Below are 17,490 nucleotides of genomic sequence, written 5' to 3'. Positions count from 1 at the left end.
GAGGTACGGGGCGGCGAAGGCGCGCATCTTCATGAACCAGCAGGCCGGCAGCGACTTCGCGGTGGTGAACGCGGACGACGCGGCGGTGATGACGCTGGCGGCTTCCGCGCGCGTGCCGGTGTACGGCTTCAGCGTCACGGGCCGCCCGGTGGCGGACGTGCCGAAGCTCGCGGGGCTCGCGGTGGCCCGTGAGGGCGGCTTCCGCCTGGAGTTCTCCGGCGAGGACTTCGTCCTGCGCAACCGCGCGCTCCGGGGTGCCCACAACGCCCAGAACGCGATGGCGGCCACGCTGCTCGCGCGGCTGGGCGGCGTGTCCGCGGAAGCAGTGCAGGCGGGACTGGATGGCTACCCGGGCCTGCCGCACCGGCTGGAGAGCGTGCGCGTGCTGGACGGCGTGGAGTGGGTGAACGACTCCAAGGCCACCAACGTGGACTCGGTGCTGGTGGCGCTCAAGGCCTTCGCGGGCGGTGTGTGGCTCATCGCGGGCGGCAAGGGCAAGGGCGCGCCGTACGCGCCCATGGTGGAAGCGGGGCAGGGGAAGGTGAAGGGCGTGCTCACCCTCGGGCAGGACGCGGATGCGCTCGCGCGGGCCTACGCCAACGACGCCCCGGTGCACGCGTGCGGCACGCTGGACGCGGCGGTGACGAAGGCTCGCTCGCTCGCGGTGGAGGGGGACACGGTCCTCCTGTCGCCCGCGTGCGCGTCGTACGACCAGTTCAAGAACTTCGAGGACCGGGGCGACACGTTCAAGCGCCTCGTCGGAGCGCTCTGACCTTCATGAAGACCTCTCCTCCGACCGTTCCCGTGCGGTTCGATCCCATCCTGCTGTGCGCCGTGCTGGCGCTCGTCTCGCTGGGCCTCGTCATGACGTACTCGGCCAGCGCGGTGCTGGCCCAGGACAAGCTGGGCGACAGCCTGTACTTCCTCAAGCGCCAGCTGGTGGCCGCGGGCCTGGGCGTCGTGGGCATGGCGGTGATGATGAAGCTGGGCTGGCGGCGGCTGGCGCGGCTGGCGTACCCGCTGCTGCTCGTGGCCATCGTGCTGATGGTGCTGGTGGCCATCCCCGGCATCGGCACGACGGCGGGTGGCGCGCGGCGGTGGATCCGCCTGCCGGGCTTCAGCCTCCAGCCGGCGGAGGTCGCCAAGTTCGCGTGGCTCGTCTACCTGTCCTATTCGCTCGCGAAGAAGCGGGAGAAGGTGGCCACGTTCTCCATCGGCTTCCTGCCGCACCTCGCGCTGTGCGGCATCCTGGTGTTCCTGTGCATGCTCCAGCCGGACTTCGGCAGCAGCGTGCTGTTGGTGTTCATGCTCTTCGTGCTGCTGTTCGCGGCGGGCACCAAGCTCAGCTACCTGGTGGGGTCGGTGCTGCTGGCGCTGCCGCTTGCCTTCGTGGCCATCGCGACCAGCCCCTACCGCATGAAGCGCATCCTCGCGTTCATGGATCCGTGGGCCCACCGGCATGACGTGGGCTACCAGGTGGCGGAGTCGCTGATGTCCATCGGCTCGGGCGGCATCACTGGCCTGGGCCTGGGCGACGGCCGGCAGAAGCTGTTCTTCCTGCCGGAGGCGCACACGGACTTCATCTTCTCCATCCTGGGGGAGGAGCTGGGCCTCATCGGCGTGGGCCTGCTCGTGTCCCTGTACGCCATCGTCCTCTGGCGCGGCATCCGCGCGAGCCTCGCGGCCGGGGAGACGTTCGGCACCTACCTGGGCCTGGGCATCAGCTCCATCATCGCGTTCCAGGCCACGGTGAACATGTGCGTGGCCATGGGCCTGTTGCCCACGAAGGGCCTGACGCTGCCGTTCGTGTCCTACGGCGGCACGTCGCTGGTGGTGCTGATGGGCTCCGCGGGTGTGCTGTTGTCGTTGAGCGCGAACACGCAGGGGGCCACTCGGCCCATCCGGGCGGGTTCGTCGGACCTGCGGGAGGTGACGGCGTGAAGGTGCTCATCGCGGGTGGCGGCACCGGGGGACACCTGTTCCCGGGCATCGCGCTGGCGGAGGAAGTTGTCACGCGCCACCATGCCAACGAGGTCGTCTTCGTGGGCACCGAGCGGGGCCTGGAGGCCCGCGTCGTGCCGAAGGAGGGCTACCCGCTGGAGTTCGTGAAGGTGCAGGGGCTCAAGGGCAAGGGCTTCATCGGCCTGCTCAAGGGCCTCATCGCATTGCCCCTGGCGTTCCTCGCGTCGTTCCGCATCCTGTCGCGCCAGAAGCCGGACGTGGTGGTGGGCGTGGGCGGCTACGCGAGCGGGCCGGTGGTGCTGGCCGCGTGGATGATGGGGATTCCCACCGCCATCCAGGAGCAGAACGCGCTGCCCGGGCTCACCAACAAGATATTGGGCCGCATCGTGAAGGTCGTCTTCACCGCCTTCGAGGAAGCGAAAGCGTTCTTCCCCGAGGGCAAGGTGCAGATGATTGGCAACCCCATCCGCCGCAAGCTGATGGACAACTACCTGCGCAGCAGCGCGGCGCACGAGAAGTTCTCCGTGCTGGTGTTCGGCGGCAGCCTGGGCGCGCGCGGCCTCAACAACCGCATGCTGGACGCGCTGGATTCGCTGGGCGACCTGAAGGATCAGATCTCCATCGTCCACCAGACGGGCAAGAACGACCTGGAGACGGTGAAGAAGGGCTACGCGGACAAGGGCTTCGGCGCGCAGGCCACGGTGGTGGAGTTCATCGACGACATGTCCTCCGCCTATGCCCAGGCGGACCTGGTCATCTGCCGCGCGGGCGCGACGTCCCTGGCGGAGCTGACGGTGTGCAAGAAGGCCAGCATCCTGGTGCCCTTCCCGCACGCGACGGACAACCACCAGGAAGTGAATGCCCGGGCGCTGGTGGACGCGGGCGCGGCGCTGATGTTCCGCGAGTCGGAGCTCACCGGCCAGAAGCTGGCGGAGACGCTGCGCGGGCTGATGACGGACCCGGCGAAGCTCAAGCAGATGGCGAAGAAGGCCGGCATCCTGGGCCGGCCCGCGGCCGCGAAGGAGCTGGCGGACGTGTGCGTGGACCTGACGACGCAGGCGTGGGGTCCCCAGGGCCGCGACCGAGGGCCCAAGGATCCGAAGGACGCCAAGGACGCGAAGAAGGCACCCGGGAGCAAGGCATGAGCAAGTCCGTCAGCAACAAGCCCGGCAGCCTCTACAAGACGCGCCACGCGGCGCATGTGCACTTCGTGGGCGTGGGCGGCATCGGCATGAGCGGCATCGCGGAGGTGCTGCTCAACCTGGGCTACCGCGTGTCCGGCTCCGACCTGCGCGAGAGCGACATCACCCGCCGGCTCGCGAAGCTGGGGGCCACGCTGTACGAGGGCCACCGCGCGGCGAACCTGGTGCACGCGGACGTGGTCGTCATCTCCTCCGCGGTGCGCAAGGACAACCCGGAGGTGGTGGCGGCGCGCCAGCGCAAGATTCCCGTCATCCCTCGCGCGGAGATGCTCGCGGAGCTGATGCGCCTGAAGTACGCGGTCGCCGTCGCCGGCAGCCACGGCAAGACGACGACGACGTCCATGGTGGCCACGGTGCTGTCCGCGGCGGGCCTGGACCCGACGGCGGTGGTGGGCGGCAAGGTGAACGTGCTCGACTCCAACGCCAAGCTGGGCAAGAGCGAGCTGATGGTGGTGGAGGCCGACGAGTCCGACGGCAGCTTCCTCAAGCTGCACCCGTCCATCGCGGTCGTCACCAACATCGACCCGGAGCACATGGACCACTACGGCAACCTGGAGACGCTCCAGTCCGCCTTCGTGGAGTTCTGCAACCGCGTTCCCTTCTACGGCCTCAACGTGCTGTGCCTGGACAACCCCAACGTCCAGGCGCTGCTGCCGCGCATCGAGAAGCGCTTCGTCACCTACGGCAGCTCGCACATGGCGGACTACCGGCTGGAAGGCATCACGCTGGACGGCTTCACCACGACCTTCCGTGCGTTCCGCCGCGAAGAGGACCTGGGGGAGTTCCGCGTGCGCATGGTGGGCGCGCACAACGCCTTCAACGCGCTGGCCGTCGTGGCCATCGCGGAGGAGATGGACATCCCGCTGGAGACGGTGCGCGGTGCGCTGGCCGAGTTCGGTGGCGTGCAGCGCCGCTTCACCGTGCGCGGCGAGGTGGGCGGCATCACCGTGGTGGACGACTACGGGCACCACCCCACGGAGGTGATGGCCACGCTGTCGGGCGCGCGCCGGGCCTTCGGGCGCCGGGTGGTGGCCGCCTTCCAGCCGCACCGCTACACGCGCACGCATGACCTGATGAAGGAGTTCGCCACGTCCTTCAACGACGCGGACGTGCTCTTCGTCACCAGCGTGTACGCGGCGGGCGAGGAGCCCATCCCGGGCGCCACCGGGGACGCGCTGGCGGAGGCCATCCGCGCGCACGGACACCGCGACGTGACGTTCGTGGAGAAGCGCGCGGACGTGGCGAAGGCGCTCCAGGAGCGCGTGCGCGAAGGTGACCTGGTGCTGACGCTGGGGGCGGGCGACATCACCCAGGTGGGCCCGGACCTGCTGAACCTGATGGGCGCGGCGAAGGGCGGGTAGGGGATGGAGGCGGGTGTCGTCACACCGCTCGCGGCGCGCCTGGCGCGGCTGCCGGGCCTGGACGTGAAGCCGGGCGAACCCCTGGCGCCGCTCATCAGCGTGCGCGTGGGTGGCCCGGCCGAGGCCCTGGTGCGTCCCCGTTCGGCGGACGCGCTGGTGGACCTGCTGCGCTTCGCCCGCGACGAGGGGGTCCCCGTCACGGTGCTGGGTGGCGGCGCCAACACGCTGGTGGGCGATGGCGGCGTGCCCGGCATCACGCTCAAGCTGCCCTCGGATTTGTTCCCGGAGGTGCTCGACGTCGGCCCGGCCGAGGGGCGGGTGACGCTGGGGACGGGCGCGGCCATTGCCCGGCTCGTTACCGTGATGCGGGTGCAGGGGCTGGTGGGCGCGGAGTTCCTCGCGGGCATTCCCGGCACCCTGGGCGGCGCGGTGACCATGAACGCGGGCACCAAGAACGGCGAGTGCTTCCGCGTGGTGGAGGCCGTCGAGGTTGCCACGGCGGACGGCGTGGGGTGGTTGACGAAAGCGCAGGTGCCCCACACCTACCGTCACGCCACGCTGCCGCCTGGAGGTATCGTCACCCGCGTGCGCTTCGTGCTTCCCAGGGGTGATGTCGTGGCCAGCAAGGCGGCGATGGACGCGGACCTGGGATACCGCAAGCGCACGCAGCCCTTGAGTCAGCCCAACTTCGGCAGTGTGTTCACCAACCCGCCGGGCGACGCCGCCGGGCGGCTGATTGAACTTGTCGGCCTGAAGGGGCACACCCTGGGACGCGCGCAGATATCCACGCTGCACGCCAATTGGATCGTCAACCTGGGCGGCGCTGCCGCTCGCGACGTGCGGGGCCTCATCACCCTGATGCAGCAGCGGGTGTTGGAAGCCTCGGGCGTTTCCATGCAACCCGAAGTCAAGTTCGTCGGAGCGTTCCTTCCATGACCCTCGGTTCCCGTGGCTTCACCCCGGAAGAGTTGAAGGCCAAGCGCGTGGGCGTGCTGTACGGCGGCCTCTCCTCCGAGCGCGAAGTCTCCCTGCGCACCGGCGCCGCGGTGGCCGGCGCCCTCCGGGGCCTGGGCTACGACGTGGTGGACATCGACGTGGGCAAGGACCTGCCCGCGCGCCTCATCGCGGAGAAGGTGGACGTGGCGTGGCTCGCGCTGCACGGCCGCTTCGGCGAGGACGGCTGCATCCAGGGCCTGCTGGAGGCCATGTTCATCCCCTACACCGGCAGCGGCGTGATGGCCTCCGCGGTGGGCATGGACAAGGTGTACGCCAAGGAGATCTTCGTCTCGCGCGGCATCCCCACGCCCCCCTACCGCGCCTTCCCCTCGGCGACGGCGGCGCTGGCGCAGGCGGATCGGCTGCCGTTCCCCTTCCCGGTGGTGGTGAAGCCCAGCCGCGAGGGCAGCAGCGTGGGCGTGCACATCTGCAAGACGCACGAGGACTACGCGGCCGCCGTCGAGGACGCGTCGAAGCACGCCGGCACCCTGCTGGTGGAGCAGTTCATCAAGGGCCGCGAGGTGCAGGGCGGCGTGCTGGACAACGAGGCCCTGGGCGTCATCGAAGTGAAGGCCGCTCGCGAGTTCTACGACTACGAAGCGAAGTACAAGGCCGGCAGCGGCACCCAGTACCTGTTCCCCGCGCCCCTGTCGCCGGACCTCTACGCGCGGGTCAACGAAGTGTCGCTCGCCGCGCACGTGGCGCTGGGGTGTTCGGGCGGCTCCCGCTCGGACGTCATCGTCACGGAAACGGGCGACGTCTTCCTGCTGGAAATCAACACGTTGCCCGGAATGACGGCGTCCAGCCTGCTGCCGAAAATCGCGGCGGGGCGGGGCATCGACTTCCCGGCGCTGTGTGAGCGGCTGCTCCAGGGCGCGTCGCTCAAGGCCTGAGTCGTCGTGTCCCCTGGAGTTCCGGCCCCTTGGCGGGCCGGCGTGTCCCTTCGGGCCGCTACAGCGACGTGCCTGTAGCCAAAAACTGGCGTCAAGCAGTGTCCGCACGCAGCATGCGCATCCCTCCCCATGGCTTTCGGAAAGAACAAGAAACGCCGGCATCTGGATGCTGCGGCGCGCAACACCGCGGTGACGGGCGCCGTGCGCTCGCACGGGCCCCGGGTGGCGAAGGCGTTGGGGCTGACGGTGGCGACGGCGGCGCTGGTGTGGGGCGGCATCGAACTGCGCGCCTGGGCGCGGGTGTCTCCGCGCTTCGCGCTGGAGTCCGTGACGTTCACCGGGCTGGAGCGGGCCTCGCGCCCGGAGCTGCTGAAGCTGTCGGGGCTGGCGGCGGGGCAGAACCTGTGGTCGCTGGACGCGGCGGCGCTGGCGAAGGCCATGGGCCAGCACCCCTGGGTGCGCACGGTGGAGGTGACGCGGCGGTTTCCGCGCGGGGTGTCGGTGGAGGTGTCGGAGCATGCGCCAGCGGCACTGGTGGTGCTGGGCGACCTGTACGTGCTGGACGAGGAGGGCGAACCCTTCAAGCGCGTCACCCCGGGGGACGGGCTGGACCTGCCGCTCGTCACGGGGTTGGAGCGCGACGCGTACGTCGCGGACGCGGACGCGGTGCGTGCGCGCTTCCGCGAGGCTTTGGATGTAACCCGTGCTTATGCACGGCTGTTGCCGGGGCGATCCGAGCGGTTGTCCGAGGTGCGCCTGGAGAACAGCGGGCTTGCGCTGGTGACGGCGACGGGGCAGGAGGTGCGCCTCGGCGCGGGCGATACGGAAGTCAAGCTCCAGCGGCTGGCGCGCGTTCGTCGCGAGCTCAGCACGAGGGGGCTTGCGGCCGAGATCATTCGCCTGGATAACCGTGCCCGACCGGGTTGGGTGGCGGTGAGGCTTTCGAGCGGGTCCGACTCCGTGAGGAGCGGGGGCTCGACGCAGTGAGGATGCTTCCTTCACGAGAGTGAGGGGGCCTGGGAGGATTCATGGCGAAGCAGAAGTCGGGGGAGATCATCGTCGGCCTCGACATCGGCACGACGAAGATCTGCGCCATCGTCGGCGAGCTGACCGATAGCGGGATCGACATCATCGGCATCGGCACGCATCCGTCGAAGGGATTGCGCAAGGGCGTCGTGGTGAACATCGAGGCCACGGTGTCGTCCATCCGGCGCGCCGTGGAGGAAGCCGAGTTGATGGCCGGGGCGGAGATCTCCCACGTGTACACGGGGATCGCCGGCGGCCACATCAAGGGCTTCAACTCCCAGGGCATCGTCGCGGTGAAGGACAAGGAGGTCCGCGAGGCGGACATCGCGCGCGTCATCGACGCCGCGAAGGCGGTGGCCATCCCCCTGGACCGGGAGGTCATCCACGTCCTGCCCCAGGAGTTCATCATCGACGACCAGGGCGGCATCAAGGAGCCCCTGGGCATGGCCGGCGTGCGCCTGGAGGCCAAGGTGCACATCGTCACGGGCGCCGTCTCCAGCGCGCAGAACATCGTCAAGTGCGCGAACCGCACGGGGCTGAATGTCTCCGACATCGTGCTCCAGCCGCTGGCCTCCGCGGAGGCGGTGCTGAGCGAGGACGAGAAGGAGCTGGGCGTGTGCCTCGTCGACATCGGCGGCGGCACCACGGACATCGCCATCTTCTCCGGCGGCTCCATCGTCCACACGGCCGTGATTGCCCTGGGCGGCAACAACCTGACGAGCGACATCGCCATCGGTCTGCGCACCCCCGCGCACGAGGCCGAGCGCATCAAGCAGAAGTATGGCTGCGCGCTCGCGTCCATGATCAACAAGGACGAGACGATCGAAGTGCCCAGCGTGGGCGGCCGTCAGCCGCGCGTCCTGGGCCGGCAGATCCTCTCGGAGATTCTGGAGCCGCGCGTGGAGGAGATCTTCCAGCTCGTCCACCGCGAAATCCAGAAGTGCGGCTACGAGGACCTGCTCGCGTCCGGCATCGTCATCACGGGCGGCTCCACGCTGCTCGCGGGCATGCCGGAGCTGGCCGAAGAGGTGTTGGGCCTGCCGGTGCGCCGGGGCATGCCGCGCGGCATTGGCGGTCTGGTGGACGTGGTGAAGAGCCCCATGTACGCGACGGGCGTGGGCCTGGTCGTCTACGGTGCGCGTCACATGGATCGCCGCATGTTCCGCAACCGCGAGGACAGCAACGTCTACAAGAAGGTGAAGGGCCGGATGCGCGAGTGGCTGGAAGAGATCTTCTAGCCGCACCCGGTGGGGTGATGCGCTGAGTCAGGGCTCCCTTCGGGGGGCCCTTTCGCGTTTCTGGGGGACGTGCGGGGTAGGGCGGACGCGTCAACGGCGCACGCTGACGCGTCAGGAAGCGACGCGGGAAGTAGTTCCAGATTCTGGAATCTGGATCCACCTTCCGGACGCCGCTCGTAAGGACGCTGGGCAAGCCGCGCAAGTGCCCGGATTTGGTGGGAATGAAAATCCGACAGAGGATGGCGCTCGGCTTGCTAGGGGAGCTTCAGGCCCCCGGAACCATCCCGCTGTTCCCGCGAGCCCCTGACCTTATGACTCCACAAAAGACGATGCGGTTGCTGACGCCCCTTCCGGGAGTTCGCCGCTCCGCCGCAGGCCTCCTGGCCCTGCTGTGCGCCGTGTTCATGGCGCCGCCGGCGATGGCGGAACCGGACACCTTCGGCCTGGGCAACGGCCACAACGGCGCGCTGACCGTCAACGCGGCCAACACGGTGGTCAACACGTACGCCCGGCTGACCGCCAATGCCCCCCTGGGCCAGACGTTCGTCACCGTGACGGACACCACGGGCTTCGCCACCGGCGACCTGGTGATGATCTACCAGTCCACGGGCTTCACCGGCACGGTGACCTCGGGCGCGGCGGGCCCGTTCGACTTCAACGCTACTGCGGTGGGCAACTGGCAGTTCGTCCGTGTGACGGCGCTGACGGGCACGCGCCTGACCTTCACGGGCAACGCGCTCACGGCGGCGTTCACGGGAAGCAACAGCGCCGCCAACAACAGCGTGCTCCTCCGGTCATCGGCGCAGGCCATCCGGGTGCCGGAGTACACGACTGTGACCATCAACGCCGGGGCCAGCATCACTGCCCGGCCGTGGTCCAGCGCGGACATCAACGACACCGTGGGTGGCATCGCCATCTTCTTCGCCACGGGGGCGGTGCAGAACAACGGCACCATCTCCGCCACGGGCGCGGGATTCCGCGGCGCGGAGTACTTCAACGGTGATGGCGATAACTGCCCCGCCACCGCATTGGACCTGGCCAATCCCGAGGGCGCCATGAAGGGCGAGGGGCTCGTGCCGGCCCGCTACAAGCAGCCCACGGTGTTCCTGCAGACCGCGCCCCTCTCGGGCCGGGGCAACACCCTCAACGCGGGTGGTGGCGGCATCTGCCACAACTCCGGTGGCGGCGGTGGTGGCAACGGCGGTGCGGGTGGCATCGGTGGCCGGACGTGGACGGGTGACACCGGCCCGGCGCGCGCGGTGGGTGGCCTGCCCGGTGGCCGGATGCTCTTCAGCCCGGCGACGCGCGCCCTCTTCGGAGGCGGTGGCGGTTCTGGTCATGGCAATGACGGCACGGGCACCGGCGGCGGCAATGCGGGTGGCATCGTGTTCGTGCGCGGCGCGTCGCTCGCGGGAGCGGGCAGCATCACGGCGGACGGCGTTGGGGCGCTCGCCTCCGAGAACGACGCGGCGGGTGGTGGTGGCGCGGGCGGTACCCTTTCCCTGCGGTTCACGGGCGCCCTGTCCTGCTCCGGCGCGCTGTCCGCGAAGGGTGGCAATGGCGGTAACAGCATCTTCGTTGCGTCGCCACACGGCACGGGCGGCGGTGGTGGTGGTGGCAACATCCACTTGCAGGCCAGCTCCTACTCCTGCCCCCCGTCCGTCGCGGGAGGACTCGCGGGCACCCAGCCCACGGCCTCGGCTCCGGATGGTGTGACCTACGGCTCGGTGCCGGGCAACCCGGGTGTCATCACCATGGGCCCGGCTCCCACGGTGCTGACGCCGGCCAATGGTTCGTCCACGTCGAACACCACGCCCCCCATCACGGGCACGACGCCGAGCCCGAATCAGACCGTCCGCATCTACATCGACGGCCAGCCGCAGGCCGTGACGGTGACGTCCGACGCGGCAGGCAACTTCACCTTCACGCCGTCGACGCCGCTGACCGTGGCGGCGCACACCGTTTATGCGGTCACGGTGACCAGTGGCGTCGAGAGCGCCCCGAGCAACACCAACACCTTCACGGTGACGGGTGCCCCGGCGCCGACGGTGACCATCACCACGCCTGCCAACGGCTCGACGGTGACCAATCCTAGCAACGTGGTGGTGTCGGGCACGGCGACGAACGCGACGTCCGTCACGTTCACGCTGAATGGGACGAGCTACGGCCCCTACACGGTGACGGGCGGTAACTGGACCGCCACGGTCCCGGGCCCGCTGGCCAATGGCAGCTACACCGTGAACGCGGTGTCCACCAATGGCACCACGAACAGCACGACCGCGACCTCCACCTTCACGGTGGCCGTGCCGGCGCCGACGGTGGCCATCAGCACGCCTGCCAACGGCTCGACGGTGACCAATCCCAGCAACGTGGTGGTGTCGGGCACGGCGACGAATGCGACGTCCGTCACGTTCACGCTGAACGGGACGAGCTACGGCCCCTACCCGGTGACGGGCGGTAACTGGACCGCCACGGTCCCGGGCCCCCTGGCCAACGGCAGCTACACCGTGAATGCGGTGTCCACCAATGGCACCACGAACAGCACGGCCGCGACCTCCACCTTCACGGTGGCGGGCCCGACGGTGGCTGTCACGACGCCTGCCAACGGCTCGACGGTGACCAATCCCAGCAACGTGGTGGTGGCGGGCACGGCGGCGAATGCGACGTCCGTCACGTTCACGTTGAACGGGACGAGCTACGGCCCCTACCCGGTGACGGGCGGTAACTGGACCGCCACGGTCCCGGGCCCCCTGGCCAACGGCAGCTACACCGTGAACGCGGTGTCCACCAATGGCACCACGAACAGCACGACCGCGACCTCCACCTTCACGGTGGCCGTGCCGGCGCCGACGGTGGCCATCACGGCGCCCGCCAACGGCTCGACGGTGACCAATCCCAGCAACGTGGTGGTGGCGGGCACGGCGGCGAATGCGACGTCCGTCACGTTCACGCTGAACGGGACGAGCTACGGCCCCTACCCGGTGACGGGCGGTAACTGGACCGCGACGGTCCCGGGCCCCCTGGCCAACGGCTCGTACACGGTGTCGGCGGTGTCCACCAACGGCACCACCAACAGCACGGCCGCGACCTCCACCTTCACGGTGGCGGGCCCGACGGTGGCTGTCACGACGCCTGCCAACGGCTCGACGGTGACCAATCCCAGCAACGTGGTGGTGTCGGGCACGGCGGCGAACGCGACGTCCGTTTCGTTCACTCTGAACGGGACGAGCTACGGCCCCTACACGGTGACGGGCGGGAACTGGACCGCCACGGTGCCAGGCCCGCTGGCCAACGGCAGCTACACGGTGTCGGCGGTGTCCACCAATGGCACCACGAACAGCACGGCCGCGACCTCCACCTTCACGGTGGCCGTGTCAGCTCCGACGGTGGCCATCACCACGCCGGCCAACGGCTCGACGACGACCAACCCGAACGTGACGGTGACGGGCACGGCCACGAACGCGACCTCGGTCACGGTCACGTTCCAGGGCACGAACTACGGCCCCATCACGGTGACCGGCGGCAACTGGAGCCAGGCGCTGCCCGGCCCCCTGGCGGACGGCCCGTACACGGTGACGGCGGTGTCCACGAACGGCTCGGGCACCAACAGCACGACCGCTTCCTCCACCTTCACGGTGGATCAGACGGCGCCGGCGGTGGCCATCAGCACGCCGGCCAACGGCTCGATCATCAACACCCCCACGGTGACGGTCACCGGCACGACCTCCGGTGGCGCTTCGTTCGTGACGCTCACCTTCGACAACACGAGCTACGGCCCCATCGCGGTGGATGCATCGGGTAACTGGAGCTACGCGCTGCCGGGTCCGCTGTCCGAGGGCCCGTACACCGTGACGGCCACGTCCACGGACGCGGCGGGCAACGAAAGCCCCACCGCGACCTCCAGCTTCACCCTGGACCTGACGGCCCCGACGGTCGCCATTAGCACGCCGGCCAACGGCTCGACGATTGGCACCACCTCCGTGACGGTGACGGGAACGTCCACGGGCGCGACGTCCGTGACGCTCACCTTCGAGGGCACGGACTACGAGAACATCCCGGTGGATGCGTCCGGCAACTGGAGCTTCCAGCCGCCGGTCACCCTGTCGGAACAGTCGTACACCGTCACGGCCGTGTCCGTGGACGCGGCGGGCAACGAGAGCACGCCCGCGACCTCCACCTTCACGGTGGACCTGACCGGACCGTCGGTGGCCATCACCACGCCGGCCAATGGCACCTCCGTCAGCACCGACACTGTGACCGTGACGGGCACGACCTCCGGTGGCGCGACGTTCGTGACGCTCACCTTCGACAACACGGAGTACGGCCCCATCGCCGTGGACGCCTCGGGCAACTGGAGCCAGGCGCTGCCTGGCCCCCTGACCGAGGGCTCGTACACCGTGACCGTGGTGGCCGAGGACGGTTCGGGCAACGAAAGCCCCCCCGCGACCTCCACCTTCACGGTGGACCTGACGCCTCCGACGGTGGCCATCAGCACGCCGGTGGACGGCACGGTGCTCAACTCCGACACCGTGACGGTGACGGGTACGTCCACGGGCGCCACGTCCGTGACGCTGACCTACGCCGGCACGAACTACGGCCCCATCCCGGTGGATGGCGCGGGCAACTGGACCTACCTGCTGCCCGTGAGCTTCCCCGAGGGCTCGTACACCGTGACCGCGGTGGCCACGGACGCGGCGGGCAACGTGAGCTCGCCTGACACCACCTCCTTCGAGGTGGACCTGACGGCGCCGACGGTCGACATCACGGCGCCCACCAACGGCGCGGTGGTCAACACCAACACGGTGGCGGTGACGGGCACGTCCACGGGCGCGACGTCCGTGACGGTGACCTTCGAAGGGACGGACTACTCGGTCCCGGTGGACGCGGCGGGCAACTGGACCTTCACGACCCCGGGCACCCTGACCGATGGCACCACGTACACCGCGACCGCGGTGGCCGTGGACGCGGCGGGCAACGAGAGCGCGCCCGAGAGCACCACCTTCACGGTGGACCTGACGGCGCCGACGGTCGCCATCACCACGCCGGCCAATGGCTCCACGGTTGGCACCGACACGGTGACGGTGACGGGTACGTCCACGGGCGCGACGTCCGTGACGGTCACCTTCCAGGGCAACAACTACGGCCCCATCGCCGTGGACGCCTCGGGCAACTGGAGCCAGGTGCTCCCGGGCCCGCTGGCCAACGGTTCGTACACCGTGACCGCGGTGGCCGAGGACGCGGCGGGCAACGACAGCCCCACCGCGACCTCCACCTTCACGGTGAACGTGACGTCTCCGACCGTGGCCATCACCTCGCCGGCCAACGGTTCGACCATCACCGCCACCACCGTGACGGTGTCGGGTACGGCCGCGAACGCGACGACCGTGACGGTCACCTTCCAGGGCAACAGCTACGGCCCCATCACGGTGACGGGCGGTAACTGGAGCCAGGCGCTGCCCGGCCCCCTGGCCGACGGCACGTACACGGTGACGGCGGTGTCCACGGACGGGACGGCCACGAGCTCGACCGCGAGCACCTCCTTCACGGTGGACTCGACGGGGCTGGTGGACACGGACGGCGACGGTCTGCCGGACGCGGAGGAGGCCCTCATCGGCACCGATCCGACCAACCCGGACACGGACGGCGACGGCATCCCCGACGGCGTCGAGGTCAAGGTCGGCGGGACGGATCCGCTGGACGATGACTCGGATGACGACGGCATCCTGGACGGCAACGAGGACAAGGACCACGACGGCATCGTCGATGCGGACGAGACCGACCCGAACGAGGCGGACACCGACGGTGACGGCCTGACGGACGGCGTGGAGCTGGGTCTCACCGTGCCCCAGGGTGACGACACCGACCCGTCGAAGTTCGTGGCGGACAAGGACCCCTCGACGAAGACGAACCCGCTGGACGACGACTCGGATGACGACGGCCTCAAGGACGGCAACGAGGACGCCAACCACGACGGCTTCGTGGACCCCACGGAGACCAACCCGAACAGCATCGACACGGACGGCGACGGCCTGACGGACGGCCTGGAGCTGGGCCTCACCACGCCGCAGGGGACGGATACCGACCCGACGAAGTTCGTCGCGGACCAGGATCCCGACACGAAGACGAACCCGCTCAACAAGGACACCGACGGTGGCAGCGTGTTCGACGGCATCGAGGACGCGAACCACAATGGCCGCGTGGACGTGCTGGAGACGGATCCGAACAACCCCGCGGACGACACCGACGCGGACGGCGACGGCATCAGCAACGCTCGTGAAATCGAAGCCGGTACGGATCCGTTCGACTCCGACTCCGACGACGACGGCGTGCCGGACGGCATCGACGGGCTGACCGACACGGACGGCGACGGCATCATCGACGCGCTGGATCCGGACAGCGACAACGACGGCATCAACGACGGCACGGAGCTGGGCGTCACCGCCGAGACCGCGCCGCCGGGCACCGACCAGACGTCTCCGAACTTCAAGCCGGACGCGGACCCGTCGACGAAGACGGATCCGAAGAACCCGGACTCGGACGGTGACGGCCTGAAGGACGGGGCGGAAGACGCCAACCACGACGGTCGCCGCGACGCCACGGAGACGGATCCGACGATGAAGGACACCGACCAGGGCGGCATCGACGACGGCGTGGAAGTGCAGGGCGGCTCCGACCCGCTCGACGCCAACGACGACTTCCTCGTCGTGGGCCATGGCTGCAGCACGGGTGGGACGGGCTCGCTGGCGCCCTTCGCGCTGATGCTGCTGGCCCTGCCCCTGGTGGGGCGCCGCTTCCGCAAGGCCGGGCAGCTCCTGGTCCGCGCGGGTGGGGCGGTCGCCATGTTCGTGGCCGCGCTCTTCGCGGCCCCGGCAGCCCTGGCCCAGGCCGGGGCGGTGTCGCAGGCCATCGACGTGCAGCAGTACAAGCCGGGCCCGGGCGTGTCGGACGTGCTCGCCCTGCACGGCGCGAAGGTGCAGCGGCACCTGGGGTGGAACGTGGGGCTTTCGGTCAACTACGCCGACAAGCCGCTCAACTTCTTCGACCCCCGCAAGGACGAGTACGTCACCTCCCTGGTGAAGAGCCAGGTGGGCGTGGACCTGATGGGCGCGGTGGGCTTCCTCGACCGCTTCGAAATCGGCGTCGTGCTGCCCATCACCATCCAGGGCTCGGAGAACTCTCCGGGGGTGGACCCCTCTTTCGCCAACGGGGTGAGCGGGGGCGGCATCGGCGATCTGCGGCTCATCCCGAAGGCGCGGCTGCTGGAAGGTGAGAGCTACGGCCTGTCGCTGGCGGTGCCCCTGTCGCTGCCCACGGGCGGTGCCTCGGACTTCCTCGGCGGGTCGGGCGTGTCCGTGAACCCGCGCCTGGTGGGTGAGTACGGCCGCACCTTCCGCGTGCTGGCCAACCTGGGCGTGGACATCCGCAAGTCGGAGCAGCTTCGCAACCTCAACACCGGCAGCGCGCTGGCGTACGGGGTGGGCGCGGAGGTCCCGTTCGAGCTGGGCAAGGTGCCCCTGGCCGTGGCCGCCACGCTGGCGGGCTCGCTGGGGTTCAAGGAGCAGGATGCGGAGGAGCGTCCGTTGGAGCTGCTCGCGGCCCTGAAGTACCGCGCGGTCAGCGGGCTCTCCGCCCAGGTGGGCGCGGGCCCGGGCCTGACGCGTGGCTACGGCACGCCGTCCTTCCGAGTGCTCGCGGGCCTCAGCTACAGCACCCCTGACCGTGCCCCGGCGCCTCCCCGGCCGGTGTGCCCGGAAGGTCCGGAGGACTTCGACGGCTTCCAGGACGCGGACGGCTGCGCGGACCCGGACAACGACAACGACGGCATCCCGGACACGGCGGACAAGTGCCCGAACGAGCCGGAGACGTTCAACAGCTACGAGGACACCGACGGTTGCCCGGACACGAAGCCCGCTCCGCCTCCGCCCGCGCCGGTGGACACCGACGGCGATGGCCTGATGGATCCGGACGACAAGTGCCCGAACGCGCCCGAGGACAAGGACGGCTTCCAGGACGAGGACGGCTGCCCGGATCCGGACAACGACCGCGACGGTATCCCGGACACGGCGGACAAGTGCCCGAACGAGCCGGAGACCATCAACGGCGTGGACGACGAGGACGGCTGCCCGGACAAGGGCAAGGTCAAGGTGACCGTCGAGGGTGAGCGCATCTTCATCCTGGAGAAGGTCTACTTCGCCACGAGCAAGGACATCATCCTGCCGCGCTCGTTCCCGCTCTTGAAGCAGGTGGCCGCCGTGCTGCGCGCCAACCCGCAGGTGGAGCTGCTGCGCATCGAGGGCCACACGGACGACCAGGGCAAGGACGCCGCCAACCTGGACCTGTCCAAGCGCCGCGCCGCCAACGTGCGCACGTTCCTGGTGAACGAAGGCATCGCTTCGGAGCGCCTGGAGTCCGAGGGCTTCGGTGAGACCAAGCCGGTGGACACCAACAAGACGGCCGCGGGCCGGGAGAACAACCGCCGCGTGGAGTTCAACATCCTGAAGCTGGGCAAGGTCGAAATCGAGCGTCCGGCCCCGTAGCGCTTCACCGTCGTGCTTGAACGCGAAGGCCCGGTTCCCGTAGAGGGAGCTGGGCCTTTTCGTCATCCGGACCCCGTCTTCACACGTCCCCAGGCGTGCGAGGCGCGCACAACCGACCACGGCGAGTCATGCGCGCGAGTCAAGAGGGCGTTTCACCCACCGCCGCGCACGCATGACCGCTTCCGCCGCGCGCGTAAGTGGGCGTCAGGACTCGACACCGCAGCAGGGCGCTACAGGCTGGTAGCGGAATACTTGCCAAAGCGCCTGACTTCCTG

9 protein-coding genes are annotated in these 17,490 nt (G+C 69.5%); all 9 read left to right on the top strand.

The features are described from left to right. On the top strand, positions 1-772 hold a 772-nt coding region (locus tag OV208_RS19175), incomplete at its 5' end, for a Mur ligase family protein (RefSeq protein WP_267575278.1). A gap of 5 nt (positions 773-777) precedes the next feature. After that, positions 778-1,941 (top strand): putative lipid II flippase FtsW, encoded by a 1,164-nt coding sequence (ftsW, locus tag OV208_RS19170; RefSeq protein WP_267575277.1) that lies wholly within the window; start codon positions 778-780, stop codon positions 1,939-1,941. After that, positions 1,938-3,107, top strand: a complete 1,170-nt coding sequence (gene murG, locus OV208_RS19165) for an undecaprenyldiphospho-muramoylpentapeptide beta-N-acetylglucosaminyltransferase (RefSeq protein WP_267575276.1) — start codon at positions 1,938-1,940, stop codon at positions 3,105-3,107. The genes ftsW and murG overlap by 4 nt, the downstream gene beginning before the upstream one ends. Further along, entirely contained in the window at positions 3,104-4,525 is a 1,422-nt protein-coding gene (gene murC, locus OV208_RS19160; protein ID WP_120538980.1) for a UDP-N-acetylmuramate--L-alanine ligase, read from the top strand. The genes murG and murC overlap by 4 nt, the downstream gene beginning before the upstream one ends. 3 nt (positions 4,526-4,528) lie before the next feature. Continuing rightward, entirely contained in the window at positions 4,529-5,461 is a 933-nt protein-coding gene (gene murB, locus OV208_RS19155) for a UDP-N-acetylmuramate dehydrogenase (protein WP_267575275.1), read from the top strand. After that, positions 5,458-6,414, top strand: coding sequence for a D-alanine--D-alanine ligase (locus OV208_RS19150; RefSeq protein ID WP_267575274.1), 957 nt, complete (start codon positions 5,458-5,460; stop codon positions 6,412-6,414). The genes murB and OV208_RS19150 overlap by 4 nt, the downstream gene beginning before the upstream one ends. A gap of 129 nt (positions 6,415-6,543) precedes the next feature. Next, positions 6,544-7,401, top strand: a complete 858-nt coding sequence (locus OV208_RS19145; protein ID WP_267575273.1) for a cell division protein FtsQ/DivIB — start codon at positions 6,544-6,546, stop codon at positions 7,399-7,401. Between the two features lie 41 nt (positions 7,402-7,442). Further along, on the top strand, positions 7,443-8,678 hold the full coding sequence (ftsA, locus tag OV208_RS19140) for a cell division protein FtsA (RefSeq protein WP_120532012.1): 1,236 nt from the start codon (positions 7,443-7,445) through the stop codon (positions 8,676-8,678). Positions 8,679-8,989: 311 nt separating this feature from the next. Continuing rightward, on the top strand, positions 8,990-17,215 hold the full coding sequence (agmC, locus tag OV208_RS19135; RefSeq protein ID WP_267575272.1) for an adventurous gliding motility protein AgmC: 8,226 nt from the start codon (positions 8,990-8,992) through the stop codon (positions 17,213-17,215). The last annotated feature ends 275 nt before the right edge of the window (positions 17,216-17,490 follow it).

The sequence above is a fragment of the Corallococcus sp. bb12-1 genome, from assembly GCF_026626765.1.
Taxonomy (GTDB): Bacteria; Myxococcota; Myxococcia; order Myxococcales; family Myxococcaceae; genus Corallococcus; species Corallococcus terminator.
This window is presented reverse-complemented; position numbering and strand designations above follow the sequence as displayed.

Excerpts from the sequence above, each read along its gene's own strand:
- ftsW (WP_267575277.1), top strand. The coding sequence starts at position 778 with ATGAAGACCTCTCCTCCGACCGTTCCCGTGCGGTTCGATCCCATCCTG.
- murB (WP_267575275.1), top strand. The coding sequence starts at position 4,529 with ATGGAGGCGGGTGTCGTCACACCGCTCGCGGCGCGCCTGGCGCGGCTG.
- ftsA (WP_120532012.1), top strand. The coding sequence starts at position 7,443 with ATGGCGAAGCAGAAGTCGGGGGAGATCATCGTCGGCCTCGACATCGGC.
- OV208_RS19145 (WP_267575273.1), top strand. The coding sequence starts at position 6,544 with ATGGCTTTCGGAAAGAACAAGAAACGCCGGCATCTGGATGCTGCGGCG.
- agmC (WP_267575272.1), top strand. The coding sequence starts at position 8,990 with ATGACTCCACAAAAGACGATGCGGTTGCTGACGCCCCTTCCGGGAGTT.
- murC (WP_120538980.1), top strand. The coding sequence starts at position 3,104 with ATGAGCAAGTCCGTCAGCAACAAGCCCGGCAGCCTCTACAAGACGCGC.
- OV208_RS19150 (WP_267575274.1), top strand. The coding sequence starts at position 5,458 with ATGACCCTCGGTTCCCGTGGCTTCACCCCGGAAGAGTTGAAGGCCAAG.